Source organism: Dorea sp. AM13-35, assembly GCF_003473885.1.
Classification (GTDB): Bacteria; Bacillota; Clostridia; order Lachnospirales; family Lachnospiraceae; genus Dorea_D; species Dorea_D hominis.
The window spans coordinates 61,641-78,989 of record NZ_QUCZ01000006.1; the positions used below are offsets into that span (position 1 = coordinate 61,641).

Consider the following 17,349-nt stretch of genomic DNA (forward strand, 5'->3'; position numbering starts at 1 on the left):
AAAATGAGTGATTTTAATTTATCTACTGGTATTTCATAAGTATATAATGGAGGGATGCAGTTTCCGGATTAAGAATCTGTATCCCCTTTTTTAATGTTATGAGAGGTGACAAGATGGAAAAGAAGACATCACAGGATCGCAGGCGAGTGCATTATGAGGTGCAGACAAGACGTGATACGAAACTAATAAAGAGATTCATCAATTTTAAAAATCGAGTAGAACATCCAACGGTAACACCGGGCTTGATTCTGATAGGTATTACATTCATTCTATTGCCATTTGTGAGACCGGAGATAAAGAAGGATATAGGAAACTCAGGGGTTGCTGTCAGCGCCCTTATTGGGGCATTTCTGACGTTTTTGGGAATAGGAAGACAATATATAACGATAGCTTTGATGAAGAGAAATCCGGATATTGCTTTAAATGAAGAAATTAATTATTTATTTGGAAATGAGGATATCCGTGCAAAGAAAGAACATTCCGAAGAACGTGTAGGATATTATAAGAATGTATATAGTTTGTGGGAAGATGAGAAGACATTTTATCTTGGAATTGAAAACGATGAACTGGTCATACTTCCCAAAAATGGATTTCTGACTGGGGAAGCAGAGGCGTTTAAATTATTTATCATAGAGAAAAGTAATGCGAAATATATATGGATGCCAATGAAATGGAAAAATATTTATAAAGCAAGAATGGTCAGACGCCAGATGAATAAGCAGCCGGAAAAAAACGAATAATCTGCAGAGCTTGTTCCTTGGATGTTTTAGGAATAATGAAAAATAGAATTTTCGGTTAGAATTTGTATGTATTAGAAAAATATTAGAACTGTGATAAGAAAAGACCTGAATCATAATATAAATGTTTCAGGTCTTTTTCACTCTTGTAAAATATCGCATAAAATTGCAAAAAATATCTATTTGTCATATGCCGGATGAATTGGTCCGTAAGGAATATCCGGATGATGTTCCTGCATCCAGGTTTTAAACTGTTCAGAATCACCTTCTGTGAAAGAATCCTTGTCTAGCATAACACCTTCGTTTTGATCTCCGGAAGCAAGTTTGTAATAGGATTTTGCCTCTTCAAATCTGTTAATATCTTTCCAGTCCACTTTGTTGTTCAGCTTATTGTTGATATAAAGGGTGATATTCTTCTCGCCGATAATTACTTTGCAGGTCCAGTCTTTTCCGTTAAAGTATTGGCCGCGTGTTACGCGAAATGTTTTATCAGCGTGCATCCATTTGAAAAATACACCGCGGTAAACGGATATAAAGACAAGGAATGCACATACGGTTTTCCATCTGAGCGGTACGGTTATTGTATTGAAGTAAATCCAACTCAGAGTTCCGATGATAAAAATAAAACACCAAATGAAAAACATAGGACCTGATTTCCAGAACTTTGGAACAGACCATTTGTCATAACGCTTGCGAGTCATTGTATACTCATTAATAAACATGTAAATAATCTCCGTAGTTTTATTATTGTATTTTTAAAGAAGTTTAAGCAATAAGATTTATAAAAAAATATTGCTAAAATATATAAGGCAGTTCTTAATTTAAGAACCGCCTTATATTATTGTTGTAATTAATATTCAATTATTGTTTAAGCAACACCTGCTTTAGCGTCTTTTCTAGCTGAGCTTAACAGTGTGTAAGATGTCCACAGAAGAACAACACAGATCAGGTTGATCAGCCAGAACATCGGAAGTCCTGTAACCACTTTCCAGGCAATAAATACACCGATACATCCGCCGAGAGCGTTACCGATTGTATGTGGAACATCGTATCTCTTTGTCTTAATAAACTCGATAGAGCAAGCTGGCATCAGACATGCACAAGATCCCATGAATACAGGGAAGCAAGTCTGCGCATCAACTCCGAGCAGAAGACAAGTAGCCATACACGGAGCATACAGACCAAATCCGATATCCATCAGAGCACCCCACAGAACATTAAGAACTGCGGCTACGATTAATTTCCAGCCTGTAAGACCTGTTAAAGTTCCTACGAGACCGAAAGGTCCAACACCTGTATTCTTGCAGAGCATAACAGCAGCAAGTGGAATCATAACTGTACCAAGAGCGATTCTGATTTTGTTACGAGGCCATTTGGTAACAATAGACGCAAAACCAAACGAACCAACTGCAGCACAAACAAACATTATGATCAGAAACATAGGATCACAAGTAACTGATGTTGTGAAGATGAATGCCTCGAAAATAACAGGGAAAGTATCTCCAACATTCAGTGTACCAGGAATATCGATATCATCAATCTGGTTGAATAACTTATACATGAATGTAGATGGTGCATAAGAACCACATCCTAACGTATCAAGGAAGTTGGCAATGATACCTACTACGAAAGCAGAAGCCCACTGTTTACCAGTCGCATCTTTGATTTTGTCCATTCGATTCTTGGCAACGTCAACAACGAGTCCGACACCTGTACCTGCGAATAAGACACCGAGTAAAATTTGGATAGCTAATAACATATTACTCCTCCTTCAGATTATAAAATAATATTAAATTGTAAATGTACTACAGACATAATACGTCCCTCCAGTTGAATTGAACACACCCCGATTTGTATTACAATTCATATTCCGTAAAATGCCTCTTTTCACTAGTTTATCAGTTAATTTGTTAAAAGTCAATCAATGGGATAGAAAAGTATGAAAAAAATAACAAAACAACCGACAGAATATGGCAAAGAAAAAACACAGCACCGATGCGCTGTGTTTTTTCTTTTTGGTATGTCATTGAGAGGTTTTCCTCGTTGCATTGCAGTTTTGTTAATATACAAAGCTGGGGAATGCTCCTTCCTTCCGGAAGGTATATATTAATTGGAGTTTATCTCTGCAGGATTGTTCTTGGGGGAAACAATCGGCATCGACATAACTGCAATAACAACCATAATGGTTATCAAACTTAAAAGTACTTGATTCTAAAATAGCAGTCCCCATCTTCTTCGTTATAGGAAACCGCCATTGGTTATCAAGTGATGTTCTTTTAAGTTGTTTTTAATATACCATTTTTGTGTATTAACGTCAAGAATTAATAACATTTTTATGAATTGTAACGAATAACTATTAAAATGAAAAGAGATATTGTGCAATTTTCAAGAACAAAACTTGCAAATAAAGATATGCTAAATAATAGGGATGGTTTCCGGTAAACGCAAAGAAGCGCATTTTCATGCACTTCTTTGAATGATTCCCCTGTTCAATTGTATCAAAAATCTTATCGTTTAGAATTATTTCGCTGCTTTTCTTGCATCATGGAAGAACATACATGCACAAACTACCATAACTACACATACCAAATAAGTAAGTACGGTAAGTGGCAGGCTAGTAACGATGAGTCCTGCAATCAATACACCGATAGATCCACTAATAACCATCGGGATTGCAGCTCCGCGGTGATATTTACCACTCTTGATAAATTCAAAACCGGAAGCAGGACACAGATAAGCACAAGATCCCATCATAATCGGGAAAGCTACATCTGTACTCATACCCAATAACAGGACAACAGCCATACAAGGTGCGTACAGTCCGATACCTACAGTCATCAGAATGCCAAGAATGAAGTTCGCTACGATACCGATCACAAGTTTTGTACCGGTAAGTCCTCGTGCTGTCCCGATGATACCAAAAGGACCAAAAGCATTGATCTTGCATAAAGTGATGATTGCTACCAGAATCAGTGCAACACCCATAACTGTACGGATCTTTGTAATGTCGAGCTTGGATACCATCTTAGCACCAATGACTGCGCCGACAACAGATGCAGCAATCATAAGGACCAGTGTCAGAGAGTCGGCTTGCACTTTCTTAATGAAAATAGTTGCCTCCACACAGATCGGAATGGCAAAGCTTACATTCAAGGATCCTGGAATCAGGTCATCGCTATTAGATTTGGTGAACTTCCAGGCAGAAGTTGCAATTGCATAACTTCCGATCCCCAGCGTGTCGAAGAAGTTTGCTACCAGACTGATGATAATGTTGTGTGCCAGTTTGTCGTTGTTGATTTCGTCCTTGTGTGCGATAACATCTTTAAGCAGAAAGATAAAATAAACTGCTGCGTATACCCACATAACGACGAGTAAGATTGTTGCTACGTTCATAAGAATCCCCCTTTTTGGAAAAATATATATCTATTGGATAAATCCAAAGACATTCAAAATGACAATTACCATAAAAGCAGGTACAACTACAATTGTTAATATCTTATCATATAATGATAGTTTACCATATTTTCCATCATTTGTTAATTCTTTTTCGTAATTTTTAAATCCCCAAATTTTAGCTACAAAAACACAAACCAACCAGCACCCAAGTGGTAGTAAGATATATCCTGTGAATGTATCCAGCCAGTCGTAAAGACCAAGATGTGAAATGCCGGTTGCGTCGATCCATGGAAGCTTCACACCGCTTAACACACCAAAGCCGAGAGATACGATGATATTGCCGATACCGATAATCAGTGCAGTTACAACAGTTGCTTTCTTACGTCCCATTTTACAGTTGTCTTCGAATGTTCTTGTAGAAATCTCGAAGAATGTAAATAAAGAAGAAATAACAGCAAATATCAGGGCAAGGAAGAAACAACATCCAATAATACGTCCGCCTGGAAGTTTGCCGAAGATGCCAGTCATAACAAGGAACACAAGTCCCGGACCGCTCTGCACGTCAACGCCGCCTGCAAATGCAGAAGGAATAATAACGAATCCAGCTAAAATAGCGGCTCCGGTATCGCAGATGGATACGAGGATTGCGTCGCTTTTTAAGTTATTCTCTTTCGGAATGTTAGCTCCTAAAGTTTCATATATACCCCAGCCAATACCAACAGAAAAGAGCACCTGTGTAGCAGCTTTGGCAAATACGGAAAAACTGAATTTGCTAAAGTCTGGAAGAAGGTAGAATTTTAATCCTTCCATCGCATTATCGGTTACAAATAATGCCCATATACCACAGACGATTAGAAATACAAACAACAGTGGCATGATGAACTTGGTAAGCTTTTCAACAATATTTGTAATTCCAAATAAAAGCATTATGGATACGAATACTAATATAACCAGTGCCCAGATGATTGGTTCAACAGTAGAAGATGTAAAATTGTTGAAGTACGCCTGTTTGTCTTCACCGAAGTCACCGCTGATGATATACTGTACAGCATATTTTAATACCCAGCCACCGACAACAACATAGTACATATTAATCATCCATGTACAGATGTTGGCAATCCAGCCGACGAAACCCCATTTCTTGTTGATCCGTTCAAAACAGGTGACGGTGTCAGAAGCGCTGTGGCGACCGATTGCGGTTTCCATCTCGACCATCGGGTGTGCCATCAATGCAATAACAATTATGTAAACGATCAGGAAGATTCCACCGCCGCCTTGGTAAGCAAGATACGGAAATTTCCAGATGTTTCCGAGGCCGATTGCAGCTCCGGCAGCAACCATAATATAGCCAAAGCGGGAGTTCCATTGTTGAGGTGCTTGATTTGTATTGTTACTCATAATTTCACGCTCCTATCTTTATTAATTACTGGACGATCATCTAAATTGTCCTGAAGTTTCTGCTGAGATTTCACATGACAACCGGGATCCGGATCTTCTTTTTGGGTGTCATGGATATAAAAAAAGGTACTCTGCATGTATGCGAGAGCACCTTTGCCTATCTCAATCCTCTCTTTTATTGTAACCACAGGAGAATAGAAAGTCAATACAAATATTACAAATGCTTATACCTACATTAGAAATATTTATGCTAATAATATGAATAATGCTGTATAAAATCTAAATCAATGATTGGAAAACGGACAACATGTATAGGAAAGAAAGCACAATCATAAAAACGGGAAGGTATAAGAAACTGTAATAGGAATATAAAGAATACTCGTTTCACAAACAGTGAAAAAAGGGCTATACTCAAGGCAGATAAAGAAATAAAACATTCTTGGTTATGTGGGAGGTGTAAGAAATGATCGGATGGACAATCGTTGGAGCAGTAGCGCTTTACGGAGTAGTAACTGTAGCACAGGATGAAATGCATAAATAATCATTTTCTAAAAAGCGAATTTTCAGAAAAATCAAGTGAATAATAAAGAAATGTTATATAAAAACAAGGAGCAACTTTCCTCGCAGTAAAGGTTGCTCCTTGTTTTTTGTTATGGCGACAAGGAAAGTGCACGCGTTTGCGCGAATGCATTTGATGACAAATACTTACTCATCATCCAGTAAAAAGTCCTTCGCATATTCAAGAAAGATCTTCGATGCCGGAGAGAGTTCTTCTTTGGAAGTGTATGCGAGTCCGAGCTGGCGTGATACCGTTGGCTTGATCGGGCGTGTTATAAAATCGCCGACCTGACCACGCAGAAGCAGTCCTGGAAGAATAGAAAGACCAAGTTCATGTTCTACCATGGAAATGATAGAAAACTCATTGATAGTGATATAACGGATATCCGGTTTGACTTTCGCTTGTTTCAGAATCCGGTGAACATCACTTCCCGGAGTATATTCTGTAATGATAAATGGCTGCCCTTCAAAAGCTTCGATTGGCACAGCATCACATTCAGCAAAAGGATGGTTCTTTGGAATGACTGCAAAGAGTTCATCGTCCATTATCGGGAGAAATTGATAATTATGTCCCTTCTGATAGCTGATAAAGCCAATGTCTACACGCCGCTCCTGGATCCAGTCGGCAAGTTCACCCTCGACTCCTTCTACTATTTTAAAATGAATATCCGGATGTTCATGCTGGAATTCCCGGATGATCTTCGGGATCCAGTGAATAGAACAGCTCAAATAGGTTCCTATTTTAATAGTACCAACCTGTGCGCCTTTCAAAGAAGCAATTTCCTGATTGATCACTTCATCTGCATTGAGCAGTGCACGAATGGAAGGAATCAGTGATTTGGCATCTGCGGTCAGAGTCATTCCGTGATTGTCTTTGACAAACAGAGAAAATCCGACTTCTTTTTCCAAGGATTTCATCATCTGTGTAATGCCAGACTGTGTATACCCCAATTCTTCGCCTGCGCGCGTGAAACTTCCGTAGTCATCCACTGCAAGCATAACTTTCCATCTTTTTATATCCATATAGTCATTCCTCATTTCTGCATTAAAAAACGTTATGTAAGTATTTATATTTCTAATACTAAAGCAAAAGAGTGGGGAATACAAGTGCAATGAGGAAAAAACATAGGAAAAACATGATATGTCAAAGAAAAGGTTGCTGAGATAGAAGATGCCTATATATAATATAGAATAATATAGAAAGAATTAAAGTGCGTAAGCCTGTGTGAAACAGGGAACGCTCAGCGGGTATTTTTATATAATAGTGCGAATCTGTTTGCTTTTATTTATAAGGAAAAAAAGACGGAGCAGAGTGCATGAGAGAGTGAATATACTATGAATGTATTAATATAAGGAAGAAAAGGATGAGAGAAAGTGGAAAAGAGAAAAAATATAGCGACAAAGAAGAGCATGGTTGTACAGTTTGTGCTACTTGGTATCTGCACGGCAGGAACAGCATTTTCACAGACGCTGGCGTTGAAAGCGAATATTGGTGTCTGCGCATGCTGGGATGCGGTGGGATTGAATGTTTACCAGATATTGGGAATTAAGGTCGGAACGGTCAGCATGTGCCTACATGCAGTCTGTGTACTGGTACAGTTTCTGATTCAGAGAAAGGATTTTGAGAAGAGAAAGATTCTCCAGCTTCCTTATGTAATTGTATTTGGAATGTTGTTGAATTTCTTCTATTATAATGTACTTACATTTGAAGTACATGCTTATGCGGCAAAAGTCTTACTTGTGATCACGTCTTATCTGGGACTGGGGCTGTTCCTTGGACCTATGCTGCTGCTTAATTTGATCACTATTCCGAGTGAAGCAATGTGTAATGTGATCAGCGGATATGCAAAAGTGGATTATGCAAAGGTTCGGATTGGGCTGGATGGAGTATGTATCGCAGCTTCTCTGATGCTGTCGTTCCTCGGTGGCGTGTCCCTTAAAGTAAGAGAAGGTACTGTGATGGGAATGCTGCTTCTTGGCCCGTTGGAAAAGCTGAGCATGAAAGTATTTGAACCACAGATTAAGCGTGTAAAAGATATAAAATAAATTGTATGCGAAAAAATACAATAAAATAGAAAAAGAGCTTGCAAAACATATAAACATCTTGTATACTAAGAGAGCTGTGACATGATAGCAAAGAAGCGCGAGGTTGCTGCCACAATGTGGCAGGTTTTCCGTGGAGCGAATGTCAAGTTAGGAAACTGGCGACAAGTCACTGTACGAATCAAAACTGATTACTGCTTACCAACTGGTAAAAGGTATGAAACAACGTGTGAGTTTCTCACGACACACACGGGAGAGTGTACAGTCACCGCTTGTCGTACTGAAGTTAAAAGTACGAAAAGGAGGCGACTTTTTTTATGGCAAGTCAAGTAATGAGAATCACTTTGAAAGCGTATGATCATCAGTTAGTAGATGCATCCGCTAAGAAAATCATCGAAACTGTAAAGAAAAATGGAGCAAAGGTGAGCGGACCGGTACCGCTTCCGACTAAGAAGGAAGTAGTAACAATCTTAAGAGCGGTTCACAAATACAAAGATTCCAGAGAACAGTTCGAACAGAGAACTCATAAGAGACTGATCGATATCGTAACACCAACACAGAAAACTGTTGATGCATTATCAAGATTAGAGATGCCGGCTGGTGTTTATATCGACATCAAGATGAAGAACAAATAAGACTTCATCGACACAATAACGACACAGTAATTCCTATATTTAGGATGAACGCGTAAGCGTTCCGCTGTAAATCACAGGAGGTAATTATAATGAAGAAAGCTATTTTAGCTACAAAAGTCGGAATGACACAGATCTTCAGCGAAGACGGAACACTGACACCGGTTACAGTTCTTCAGGCTGGTCCTTGTGTAGTAACACAGATCAAGACAGTTGAGAATGACGGTTATGAAGCTGTTCAGGTTGGATTCGTTGATAAGAAAGACAAGATCATCAACAAAGACAAGAGCGGTAAGAAAGAGATCGTTCATCGTCACGGTGTAACAAAGGCTGAGCAGGGACATTTTGCAAAAGCTGGAGTATCCGGAAAGAGATTTGTAAAAGAATTCAAACTTGAGAATGCAAGCGAATATACACTTGCACAGGAGATTAAAGTTGATATTTTTGAAGCAGGCGACAAGATTGACGCTACTGCAATTTCAAAAGGTAAAGGATTCCAGGGTGCGATTAAGAGACATAATCAGCACAGAGGACCTATGACACACGGTTCTAAGTTCCACCGTCATGCCGGTTCTAACGGAGCTGCATCTGATCCGAGCAAGGTATTCAAAGGAAAGAAGATGCCGGGACACATGGGAAGCAAGAAGATCACAATTCAGAATCTTGAAGTTGTCCGCGTAGATGCTGAGAACAATCTGCTCTTAGTAAAAGGTTCTGTGCCGGGACCGAAGAAATCTTTAGTAACTATTAAAGAAGCAGTAAAAGCTAACTAGGCTTAGACGAGGAAGGAGGACTTAAGATGGCAAACGTATCTGTTTATAATATCGAAGGTAAAGAAGTTGGAACAATCGACTTAAACGATGCGGTATTTGGTGTTGAAATTAACGAACACCTGGTACACATGGCAGTTGTTAACCAGCTTGCAAATAATCGTCAGGGAACACAGAAAGCAAAGACACGTTCTGAAGTTTCTGGTGGCGGAAGAAAACCGTGGAGACAGAAAGGTACCGGTCATGCAAGACAGGGATCTACAAGAGCTCCGCAGTGGACAGGCGGTGGAGTAGTATTCGCTCCAGTACCGAGAGATTATTCTTTCAAGATGAATAAGAAAGAAAAGAGAGCTGCTCTGAAATCTGCGCTTACAGCTAAGGTTGAAGAGAAGAAATTTGTAGTAGTTGACGAGATCAAATTCGACGAAATCAAGACTAAGAATTTCGCAAACATTTTAAAGAACCTGGAAGTATCCAAAGCATTAGTAGTATTAGAAGATGGAAATGACAACGCAGTAATCTCTGCCAAGAACATTGCAGATGTTAAGACTGCTGCTATCAATACAATTAATGTGTACGATGTCTTGAAATACAACACAGTAATCGCTACGAAAGCTGCTGTTGCAAAAATTGAGGAGGTGTACGCATAATGGCAAACGTTCAGTATTATGATGTAATCCTTAAACCGGTAGTAACTGAGAAGAGTATGGAGCTTATGGGAGAGAAGAAATATACATTCCTTGTACATCCGGAAGCTAACAAATCTCAGATCAAAGAAGCTGCTGAGAAAATGTTCGAAGGAACAAAGGTTGCTAAAGTCAACACAATGAACTGCGAAGGTAAGAAGAAAAGAGTTCGTGGAACTATGCAGTTTGGTATGACAGCTAAAACTAAAAAAGCAGTTGTTCAGCTTACAGAGGACAGCGCTGATATCGAGATCTTCGAAGGTCTCTAAAATTAACGAGGGTGTGCATGCCGGATGAGACGTGGCTGTAAGACGCACAAAGCATACGGACAGAAACCGTGACAATAAACAATCGAAAGGAGAACAATCATGGGAATTAAAACATACCGCCCATATACGCCTTCCAGAAGACAGATGACTGGTTCTGATTTCTCAGAAATCACAAAGACAACACCAGAGAAGTCTTTACTTGCTTCAAAGAGCAGACAGGCAGGACGTAACAATCAAGGAAAAATCACTGTTAGACACCGCGGAGGCGGAGCTAAGAAGAAATATAGAATTATCGACTTCAAGAGAAGAAAAGATAATGTTCACGCAACTGTAATTGGTATCGAGTACGATCCGAACAGAACAGCTAACATTGCACTGATCTGTTATGAAGATGGTGAGAAGGCATACATCCTTGCACCGGAAGGACTGAAAGACGGAATGAAAGTTATGAACGGACCGGAAGCCGAAGTTAAGATCGGTAACTGCCTGCCACTTTCTGAGATTCCGGTAGGTACTCAGATCCACAATATCGAGCTTTATCCTGGAAAAGGCGGACAGCTTGTTCGTTCCGCAGGAAACAGCGCACAGTTAATGGCTAAAGAAGGAAAGTATGCTACACTGAGACTTCCGTCAGGAGAGATGAGAATGGTTCCGATCATTTGCAGAGCTTCTATCGGAGTTGTAGGTAATGGAGATCACAACCTGATCAACATTGGTAAAGCAGGACGTAAACGTCACATGGGTATCAGACCAACAGTTCGTGGTTCTGTAATGAACCCGAATGACCATCCGCATGGTGGTGGTGAAGGTAAGACAGGAATCGGTCGTCCGGGTCCGTGTACACCTTGGGGTAAACCAGCACTTGGTCTTAAGACAAGAAAGAAAAATAAATCTTCTAACAAGATGATCGTAAGAAGAAGAGATGGTAAAGCAATCAAATAATTAAGGAGGTTAGAACCTATGGCACGTTCAATTAAAAAAGGACCATTCGCAGACGCAAGCCTGCTTAAGAAGATCGACGCAATGAACGCTGCGGGAGAAAAATCTGTTGTTAAAACATGGTCTCGCCGTTCTACAATCTTCCCAAGCATGGTTGGACATACAATTGCCGTTCATGACGGAAGAAAACATGTACCTGTATATGTAACAGAGGATATGGTAGGACACAAACTCGGTGAGTTCGTAGCTACCAGAACTTATAGAGGACATGGAAAAGACGAAAAGAAATCAAAAGTTAGATAATTAGATTGTGAAAGGAGGGTTCATCCATGGCTAAAGGACATAGATCCCAGATTAAGAGAGAAAGAAATGCTAACAAAGATACAAGACCTTCTGCTAAGTTATCTTACGCAAGAGTTTCTGTTCAGAAAGCATGCTTCGTATTAGATGCCATCAGAGGTAAGGATGTAACAACAGCACTTGGTATTTTGACATACAATCCAAGATATGCTTCTAGTTTAATAAAGAAATTATTAGAGTCTGCAATTGCTAATGCTGAGAACAATAACGGCATGAATGCTGAGAACCTGTATATTGCAGAGGCTTATGCAAACAAAGGACCAACAATGAAGAGAATCAGACCGAGAGCACAGGGCAGAGCTTACAGAATCGAGAAGAGAATGAGCCACATTACACTTGTGCTTGATGAAAGATAAGGAGGGCAAACATGGGACAGAAAGTTAATCCTCATGGCTTGAGAGTCGGTGTTATCAAAGACTGGGACTCAAGATGGTATGCAGAAAAAGATTTCGCAGACTACTTAGTAGAAGACCATGAAATCAGAACGTATCTTAAGAAAAGATTATACAGCGCCGGTGTTTCTAAGATCGAGATCGAAAGAGCATCTGACCGCGTTAAAATTATTATTTATACAGCAAAACCTGGAGTAGTAATCGGTAAAGGTGGAGCAGAGATTGAAAAAGTAAAAGGTGAACTTACACAGTTTACTGACAAGAAGTTAATCGTAGACATCAAAGAGGTTAAGAGACCGGATAAAGATGCTCAGTTAGTAGCAGAAAATATCGCTCTTCAGCTTGAGAACCGTATTTCTTTCAGACGTGCTATGAAATCCTGCATGTCAAGAACTATGAAATCAGGAGCTCTCGGAGTTAAGACATCTGTTTCTGGACGTCTTGGTGGAGCTGATATGGCTCGTACAGAGTTCTACAGCGAGGGAACAATTCCTCTTCAGACACTTAGAGCAGACATCGACTACGGATTCGCCGAGGCAAACACAACTTACGGAAAAGTTGGTGTTAAAGTATGGATTTACAAAGGCGAGGTTCTTCCGGAAAAAGCACATAAGGAAGGAGAGAAATAAATCATGTTAATGCCAAAAAGAGTAAAACGTCGTAAACAGTTCCGTGGTACCATGAAAGGTAAAGCACTTCGCGGAAATAAGATTACAAACGGTGAATATGGTATTGTTGCAATGGAACCATGCTGGATCCGTTCCAACCAGATCGAAGCAGCCCGTATCGCTATGACACGTTACATCAAGCGTGGTGGTAAAGTTTGGATCAAAATATTCCCAGATAAACCTGTAACTACAAAACCAGCTGAAACACGTATGGGTTCTGGTAAAGGAACCTTAGAGTACTGGGTAGCTGTTGTAAAACCGGGACGCGTAATGTTCGAGATCGCCGGTGTATCAGAAGAAGTTGCAAGAGAAGCTCTTCGTCTGGCAACACACAAGCTTCCTTGTAAATGTAAAGTAGTTTCTCGCGCAGACTTAGAAGGCGGTGATAACAGTGAAAATTAATGCATTTGTAGAAGATTTAAAAACAAAATCAGCTGCAGAGCTGAATGAAGAATTAGTAGCTGCTAAAAAGGAACTTTTCAACTTAAGATTCCAGAACGCAACAAATCAGTTAGATAATACAAGCAGAATCAAAGAAGTAAGAAGAAACATTGCCAGAATTCAGACAGTAATTACTGAAAAGGCAGCTCAATAAGCATCCAATAAAAGAAAGGAGCAGAGACTGTGGAAAGAAATCTTAGAAAAACCAGAGTTGGTAAGGTTATCAGCAATAAAATGGATAAGACCATAGTAGTTGCAGTTGAAGATCATGTAAAGCATCCTCTTTATAAGAAGATCGTAAAGAGAACATACAAATTAAAAGCACATGATGAAGCAAATGAATGCAACATTGGTGACAAAGTAAAAGTTATGGAAACAAGACCATTATCTAAAGATAAGAGATGGAGACTTGTTGAAATTATGGAAAAAGCAAAATAGTATAAGGAGGGAAACCTGCATGATACAGCAAGAAAGCAGACTGAAAGTAGCAGACAATACAGGTGCGAAAGAGTTACTGTGTATCCGTGTACTTGGTGGATCTACAAGAAGATATGCAAGTATCGGAGACGTGATCGTTGCTACTGTTAAAGATGCAACACCAGGCGGCGTTGTTAAAAAAGGTGACGTTGTAAAGGCTGTTGTTGTTCGTACTGTAAACAGCACTCGTCGTAAAGATGGTTCTTACATTCGTTTTGATGAGAACGCTGCAGTTATTATAAAAGATGACAAGACACCAAGAGGAACCCGTATCTTTGGGCCTGTAGCAAGAGAGCTTCGTGACAAACAGTTCATGAGAATTGTTTCCTTGGCTCCGGAAGTACTGTAAGGAGGTGCGAACGAAGATGTCAATGTTAAAGATTAAAAAAGGCGATACAGTTAAAGTTATCGCTGGTAAAGATAAAGACAAAGAAGGAAAAGTTCTTTCCGTAGATCAGAAAAACGCAAGAGTTGTTGTTGAAGGCGTAAACATGGTTACTAAGCACACAAAACCTAGTGCAACAAACCAGGCTGGTGGAATCATCCAGCAGGAAGCTGCTATCGACATTTCTAACGTAATGTACATCCACAAAGGAAAAGCTACAAGAGTTGGAATCAAGATGGACGGAGACAAAAAAGTACGTTTCGCTAAATCAACAGGCGAAGTGATCGATTAATTCTGGAAAGGAGGGTATACACTTTGAGTAGACTGAAAGAACAGTATCAGAACGAGATCGTTGATGCATTAACGAAAAAGTTCGGATATAAGAATATTATGGAAGTACCGAAGCTCGATAAAGTTGTTATCAACATGGGTGTAGGTGAAGCAAAAGACAATGCAAAACTGTTAGATTCTGCAATCGCTGATATGGAGAAGATTACAGGACAGAAAGCAGTTATCTGCCGTGCTAAAAAATCTGTAGCGAACTTCAAATTAAGAGAAGGAATGGCTATCGGATGTAAAGTTACTTTAAGAGGAGAAAAGATGTATGAGTTCGTTGATCGTCTGATCAACCTTGCACTTCCTCGTGTACGTGACTTCAGAGGTGTTAATCCAAACGCATTTGACGGAAGAGGAAACTACGCACTCGGAATTAAAGAGCAGCTCATCTTCCCTGAAATCGAGTACGATAAAGTAGATAAAGTAAGAGGAATGGACATCATCTTTGTTACAACAGCAAAGACTGATGAAGAGGCTCGTGAATTGTTAACACAGTTCAACATGCCGTTCACAAAATAAGGAGGTAAATTATGGCTAAGACAGCAATGAAAGTAAAACAGCAGCGTAAGCAGAAATTCTCCACAAGAGAATATAATCGTTGCAAAATCTGTGGTCGTCCACATGCATATTTGAGAAAATATGGAATCTGCCGTGTTTGCTTCCGCGAATTGGCATACAAAGGACAGATCCCAGGCGTTAAGAAAGCAAGTTGGTAAAGGAGGAAACAATTCATGACTATGAGCGATCCAATTGCAGATATGCTTACAAGAATTCGTAATGCAAATACTGCGAAACACGATACAGTTGATGTACCGGCATCTAAAATGAAACTTGCGATTGCAAACATCCTGTTAGATGAAGGATATATCACAAAATATGATGTCATCGAAGACGGAATCTTCAAGACAATTCATATTACACTGAAATACGGTGCAGACAAGAATGAAAAGGTAATCACAGGTCTTAAGAGAATTTCTAAGCCAGGTCTTCGTGTTTACGCTAACAGCGCAGACATTCCGAAAGTAATGGGCGGACTTGGAACAGCGATCATCTCTACTAACAAAGGCGTGATCACAGATAAAGAAGCTAGAAAACTTGGCGTAGGTGGAGAAGTACTCTGCTACGTTTGGTAGTAACTGCAAACTGAAAACAGAGTGGGCGTAAGCTCACTCCGAGAATCTAAGTTAAGGAGGAACAGGATATGTCACGTATCGGAAGACATCCAGTTGCTATTCCTGCAGGCGTTGAAGTAACAATTGCAGAGAATAACTATGTGACCGTTAAAGGTCCAAAAGGAACACTTGAAAAAGCTCTCCCTGTAGAGATGGAAATCAAACAGGAAGGCGACGAAATCGTCGTAACAAGACCGAATGACTTAAAGAAAATGAAATCTTTACATGGTCTTACAAGAACACTGATCAACAACATGGTAGTAGGTGTTACAGCAGGATATGAGAAAGTTCTGGAAGTAAACGGAGTTGGTTACAGAGCAGCTAAATCCGGAAACAAATTAACACTGAACCTTGGATATTCTCATCCGGTAGAGATGGAAGATCCAGAAGGTGTTGAGACTGTTGTTGAAGGTCAGAACAAGATCACTGTTAAAGGTATTGATAAAGAAAAAGTAGGCCAGTATGCAGCTGAGATCAGAGATAAGAGAAGACCGGAGCCATATAAGGGCAAGGGAATCAAATATGCTGATGAAGTAATTAGACGTAAAGTCGGTAAGACTGGTAAGAAATAAGAAAGGAGAGTGTGAAAATGGTTAGCAAAAAATCTAGAAGTGAAGTACGTGTAAACAAACACAGAAAGTTACGTAACCGTTTAAGTGGTACAGCACAGTGCCCACGTCTGGCAGTGTTCAGAAGTAACAATCATATGTATGCACAGATCATCGATGACGTAGCACAGACAACTCTGGTTTCCGCATCCACTCTTCAGAAAGATGTGAAGGCAAACTTAGAGAAAACAAACAACGTTGATGCAGCAGCATATCTTGGAAAAGTAATCGCTGAGAAAGCTCTTGAAAAAGGAATCAAAGAAGTAGTTTTCGACAGAGGTGGATTTATTTACCAGGGTAAAGTACAGGCATTAGCAGATGCAGCTAGAGAAGCTGGATTGAATTTCTAATAAGGAGGAGCACACATGAGACAGGAACGTATTGATGCTAGTCAGTTAGAGTTAAATGAAAAAGTGGTATCAATCAAGCGTGTAACCAAAGTTGTTAAAGGTGGCCGTAACATGAGATTCACAGCTTTAGTAGTTGTCGGAGACGGAAATGGTCATGTTGGTGCAGGCTTAGGAAAAGCTACAGAGATTCCGGAAGCAATCCGTAAAGGAAAAGAAGATGCAGCAAAGAATCTTATCAATGTAGCATTAGATGAAAATGAAAGTATTACACACGATTTTATCGGTAAATTCGGAGGAGCTTCCGTATTACTTAAGAAAGCTCCGGAAGGTACTGGAGTTATCGCCGGTGGTCCGGCGCGTGCCGTAATCGAGATGGCAGGAATCAAGAACATCCGTACAAAATCTCTTGGTTCTAACAACAAACAGAATGTTGTTCTTGCTACAATCGAAGGATTACGTCAGGTTAAGACTCCGGAAGCAGTAGCTAAGCTTCGCGGTAAATCTGTTGAAGAGATCTTAGGCTAAGGAGGGAGAACCAAATGGCAAATTTAAAAGTTACATTAGTAAAATCTACAATTGGTGCTGTACCGAAGCATAAGAAAACTGTAGAAGCACTTGGACTGAAGAAAGTCAACAAAACAGTTGAACTTCCGGACAATGCAGCTACCAGAGGTATGGTAAAACAGGTACAACACCTGGTAAAAGTTGAAGAAGCGTAAGAATTTAGATATC

At 39.8% G+C, this 17,349-nt stretch carries 27 protein-coding genes; 22 read left to right on the top strand and 5 right to left on the bottom strand.

What is annotated here, in order from left to right; genetic code table 11:
• Positions 1-113 precede the first annotated feature (113 nt).
• Positions 114-740, top strand: a complete 627-nt coding sequence (locus DW152_RS08005) for a YcxB family protein (RefSeq protein ID WP_021859777.1) — start codon at positions 114-116, stop codon at positions 738-740.
• A 176-nt stretch (positions 741-916) separates the two neighbouring features.
• Here the strand turns inward: DW152_RS08005 and DW152_RS08010 are convergent, their stop codons facing one another.
• The 5 genes from DW152_RS08010 to DW152_RS08030 form a co-directional block, all read right to left on the bottom strand.
• Complete coding sequence (locus DW152_RS08010; RefSeq protein WP_021859776.1) at positions 917-1,459, bottom strand: YcxB family protein; 543 nt, start codon at positions 1,457-1,459, stop codon at positions 917-919.
• A gap of 146 nt (positions 1,460-1,605) precedes the next feature.
• Positions 1,606-2,496 carry a permease gene (locus tag DW152_RS08015; RefSeq protein WP_118288369.1) on the bottom strand — a complete coding sequence of 297 codons (891 nt, stop codon included), beginning with the start codon at positions 2,494-2,496 and terminating at the stop codon, positions 1,606-1,608.
• A gap of 761 nt (positions 2,497-3,257) precedes the next feature.
• On the bottom strand, positions 3,258-4,130 hold the full coding sequence (locus tag DW152_RS08020) for a sulfite exporter TauE/SafE family protein (protein ID WP_118288370.1): 873 nt from the start codon (positions 4,128-4,130) through the stop codon (positions 3,258-3,260).
• Between the two features lie 30 nt (positions 4,131-4,160).
• Complete coding sequence (locus tag DW152_RS08025) at positions 4,161-5,531, bottom strand: sodium-dependent transporter (protein ID WP_118288371.1); 1,371 nt, start codon at positions 5,529-5,531, stop codon at positions 4,161-4,163.
• Between the two features lie 705 nt (positions 5,532-6,236).
• Complete coding sequence (locus DW152_RS08030) at positions 6,237-7,112, bottom strand: LysR family transcriptional regulator (protein WP_118288372.1); 876 nt, start codon at positions 7,110-7,112, stop codon at positions 6,237-6,239.
• A 351-nt stretch (positions 7,113-7,463) separates the two neighbouring features.
• Here DW152_RS08030 and DW152_RS08035 point away from each other — a divergent pair, with 351 nt between their 5' ends.
• From DW152_RS08035 to rpmD, 21 genes are all read left to right on the top strand, one after another.
• On the top strand, positions 7,464-8,135 hold the full coding sequence (locus DW152_RS08035; protein WP_118288373.1) for a YczE/YyaS/YitT family protein: 672 nt from the start codon (positions 7,464-7,466) through the stop codon (positions 8,133-8,135).
• Between the two features lie 314 nt (positions 8,136-8,449).
• Entirely contained in the window at positions 8,450-8,767 is a 318-nt protein-coding gene (rpsJ, locus tag DW152_RS08045) for a 30S ribosomal protein S10 (protein WP_117537792.1), read from the top strand.
• Between the two features lie 89 nt (positions 8,768-8,856).
• The gene (rplC, locus tag DW152_RS08050; RefSeq protein WP_021859839.1) at positions 8,857-9,537 is read left to right on the top strand and encodes a 50S ribosomal protein L3; all 681 of its coding nucleotides are present in this window, start codon (positions 8,857-8,859) and stop codon (positions 9,535-9,537) included.
• A gap of 26 nt (positions 9,538-9,563) precedes the next feature.
• Positions 9,564-10,184, top strand: a complete 621-nt coding sequence (rplD, locus tag DW152_RS08055) for a 50S ribosomal protein L4 (RefSeq protein ID WP_117537794.1) — start codon at positions 9,564-9,566, stop codon at positions 10,182-10,184.
• Positions 10,184-10,489 (top strand): 50S ribosomal protein L23, encoded by a 306-nt coding sequence (gene rplW, locus DW152_RS08060; RefSeq protein WP_118288374.1) that lies wholly within the window; start codon positions 10,184-10,186, stop codon positions 10,487-10,489. Before rplD ends, rplW begins: the two co-directional genes overlap by 1 nt.
• Before the next feature lie 99 nt (positions 10,490-10,588).
• Entirely contained in the window at positions 10,589-11,431 is an 843-nt protein-coding gene (gene rplB / locus DW152_RS08065; protein WP_117537795.1) for a 50S ribosomal protein L2, read from the top strand.
• A gap of 18 nt (positions 11,432-11,449) precedes the next feature.
• Entirely contained in the window at positions 11,450-11,731 is a 282-nt protein-coding gene (gene rpsS / locus DW152_RS08070; protein ID WP_021860954.1) for a 30S ribosomal protein S19, read from the top strand.
• Between the two features lie 26 nt (positions 11,732-11,757).
• Positions 11,758-12,144, top strand: coding sequence for a 50S ribosomal protein L22 (gene rplV, locus DW152_RS08075; RefSeq protein ID WP_004607294.1), 387 nt, complete (start codon positions 11,758-11,760; stop codon positions 12,142-12,144).
• Between the two features lie 11 nt (positions 12,145-12,155).
• A complete protein-coding gene (rpsC, locus tag DW152_RS08080; protein WP_021860586.1) occupies positions 12,156-12,809 on the top strand; it encodes a 30S ribosomal protein S3 in 654 nt (217 codons plus the stop codon).
• Positions 12,810-12,812: 3 nt separating this feature from the next.
• Positions 12,813-13,250, top strand: a complete 438-nt coding sequence (gene rplP / locus DW152_RS08085; RefSeq protein ID WP_117537796.1) for a 50S ribosomal protein L16 — start codon at positions 12,813-12,815, stop codon at positions 13,248-13,250.
• The gene (gene rpmC, locus DW152_RS08090; RefSeq protein WP_021860015.1) at positions 13,240-13,443 is read left to right on the top strand and encodes a 50S ribosomal protein L29; all 204 of its coding nucleotides are present in this window, start codon (positions 13,240-13,242) and stop codon (positions 13,441-13,443) included. Before rplP ends, rpmC begins: the two co-directional genes overlap by 11 nt.
• Positions 13,444-13,472: 29 nt before the next feature.
• A complete protein-coding gene (gene rpsQ, locus DW152_RS08095) occupies positions 13,473-13,727 on the top strand; it encodes a 30S ribosomal protein S17 (RefSeq protein WP_021860016.1) in 255 nt (84 codons plus the stop codon).
• A 19-nt stretch (positions 13,728-13,746) separates the two neighbouring features.
• Positions 13,747-14,115, top strand: coding sequence for a 50S ribosomal protein L14 (gene rplN / locus DW152_RS08100; protein WP_006427393.1), 369 nt, complete (start codon positions 13,747-13,749; stop codon positions 14,113-14,115).
• A 16-nt stretch (positions 14,116-14,131) separates the two neighbouring features.
• Positions 14,132-14,443 (top strand): 50S ribosomal protein L24, encoded by a 312-nt coding sequence (gene rplX / locus DW152_RS08105; protein ID WP_118288375.1) that lies wholly within the window; start codon positions 14,132-14,134, stop codon positions 14,441-14,443.
• A 23-nt stretch (positions 14,444-14,466) separates the two neighbouring features.
• On the top strand, positions 14,467-15,006 hold the full coding sequence (gene rplE / locus DW152_RS08110; RefSeq protein ID WP_117537797.1) for a 50S ribosomal protein L5: 540 nt from the start codon (positions 14,467-14,469) through the stop codon (positions 15,004-15,006).
• 11 nt (positions 15,007-15,017) lie between these two features.
• Positions 15,018-15,203, top strand: coding sequence for a type Z 30S ribosomal protein S14 (locus DW152_RS08115; RefSeq protein ID WP_021859524.1), 186 nt, complete (start codon positions 15,018-15,020; stop codon positions 15,201-15,203).
• A gap of 15 nt (positions 15,204-15,218) precedes the next feature.
• Positions 15,219-15,620: a 30S ribosomal protein S8 gene (gene rpsH / locus DW152_RS08120; RefSeq protein ID WP_118288376.1), complete on the top strand. Its 402-nt coding sequence runs from the start codon at positions 15,219-15,221 to the stop codon at positions 15,618-15,620.
• Between the two features lie 68 nt (positions 15,621-15,688).
• Complete coding sequence (gene rplF / locus DW152_RS08125) at positions 15,689-16,231, top strand: 50S ribosomal protein L6 (protein WP_021859526.1); 543 nt, start codon at positions 15,689-15,691, stop codon at positions 16,229-16,231.
• A gap of 17 nt (positions 16,232-16,248) precedes the next feature.
• Positions 16,249-16,617: a 50S ribosomal protein L18 gene (rplR, locus tag DW152_RS08130; RefSeq protein ID WP_021859527.1), complete on the top strand. Its 369-nt coding sequence runs from the start codon at positions 16,249-16,251 to the stop codon at positions 16,615-16,617.
• Positions 16,618-16,632: 15 nt separating this feature from the next.
• Positions 16,633-17,142 (top strand): 30S ribosomal protein S5, encoded by a 510-nt coding sequence (gene rpsE / locus DW152_RS08135; RefSeq protein ID WP_021859528.1) that lies wholly within the window; start codon positions 16,633-16,635, stop codon positions 17,140-17,142.
• Positions 17,143-17,156: 14 nt separating this feature from the next.
• Positions 17,157-17,336: a 50S ribosomal protein L30 gene (gene rpmD / locus DW152_RS08140; RefSeq protein ID WP_021859529.1), complete on the top strand. Its 180-nt coding sequence runs from the start codon at positions 17,157-17,159 to the stop codon at positions 17,334-17,336.
• The last annotated feature ends 13 nt before the right edge of the window (positions 17,337-17,349 follow it).

Coding starts and splice junctions, on each gene's coding strand:
- DW152_RS08005 (WP_021859777.1), top strand. CDS start 114: ATGGAAAAGAAGACATCACAGGATCGCAGGCGAGTGCATTATGAGGTG.
- DW152_RS08010 (WP_021859776.1), bottom strand. CDS start 1,459: ATGTTTATTAATGAGTATACAATGACTCGCAAGCGTTATGACAAATGG.
- DW152_RS08015 (WP_118288369.1), bottom strand. CDS start 2,496: ATGTTATTAGCTATCCAAATTTTACTCGGTGTCTTATTCGCAGGTACA.
- DW152_RS08020 (WP_118288370.1), bottom strand. CDS start 4,130: ATGAACGTAGCAACAATCTTACTCGTCGTTATGTGGGTATACGCAGCA.
- DW152_RS08025 (WP_118288371.1), bottom strand. CDS start 5,531: ATGAGTAACAATACAAATCAAGCACCTCAACAATGGAACTCCCGCTTT.
- DW152_RS08030 (WP_118288372.1), bottom strand. CDS start 7,112: ATGGATATAAAAAGATGGAAAGTTATGCTTGCAGTGGATGACTACGGA.
- rpsJ (WP_117537792.1), top strand. CDS start 8,450: ATGGCAAGTCAAGTAATGAGAATCACTTTGAAAGCGTATGATCATCAG.
- rplC (WP_021859839.1), top strand. CDS start 8,857: ATGAAGAAAGCTATTTTAGCTACAAAAGTCGGAATGACACAGATCTTC.
- rplD (WP_117537794.1), top strand. CDS start 9,564: ATGGCAAACGTATCTGTTTATAATATCGAAGGTAAAGAAGTTGGAACA.
- rplW (WP_118288374.1), top strand. CDS start 10,184: ATGGCAAACGTTCAGTATTATGATGTAATCCTTAAACCGGTAGTAACT.
- rplB (WP_117537795.1), top strand. CDS start 10,589: ATGGGAATTAAAACATACCGCCCATATACGCCTTCCAGAAGACAGATG.
- rpsS (WP_021860954.1), top strand. CDS start 11,450: ATGGCACGTTCAATTAAAAAAGGACCATTCGCAGACGCAAGCCTGCTT.
- rplV (WP_004607294.1), top strand. CDS start 11,758: ATGGCTAAAGGACATAGATCCCAGATTAAGAGAGAAAGAAATGCTAAC.
- rpsC (WP_021860586.1), top strand. CDS start 12,156: ATGGGACAGAAAGTTAATCCTCATGGCTTGAGAGTCGGTGTTATCAAA.
- rplP (WP_117537796.1), top strand. CDS start 12,813: ATGTTAATGCCAAAAAGAGTAAAACGTCGTAAACAGTTCCGTGGTACC.
- rplN (WP_006427393.1), top strand. CDS start 13,747: ATGATACAGCAAGAAAGCAGACTGAAAGTAGCAGACAATACAGGTGCG.
- rplX (WP_118288375.1), top strand. CDS start 14,132: ATGTCAATGTTAAAGATTAAAAAAGGCGATACAGTTAAAGTTATCGCT.
- DW152_RS08115 (WP_021859524.1), top strand. CDS start 15,018: ATGGCTAAGACAGCAATGAAAGTAAAACAGCAGCGTAAGCAGAAATTC.
- rpsH (WP_118288376.1), top strand. CDS start 15,219: ATGACTATGAGCGATCCAATTGCAGATATGCTTACAAGAATTCGTAAT.
- rplF (WP_021859526.1), top strand. CDS start 15,689: ATGTCACGTATCGGAAGACATCCAGTTGCTATTCCTGCAGGCGTTGAA.
- rplR (WP_021859527.1), top strand. CDS start 16,249: ATGGTTAGCAAAAAATCTAGAAGTGAAGTACGTGTAAACAAACACAGA.
- rpsE (WP_021859528.1), top strand. CDS start 16,633: ATGAGACAGGAACGTATTGATGCTAGTCAGTTAGAGTTAAATGAAAAA.
- rpmD (WP_021859529.1), top strand. CDS start 17,157: ATGGCAAATTTAAAAGTTACATTAGTAAAATCTACAATTGGTGCTGTA.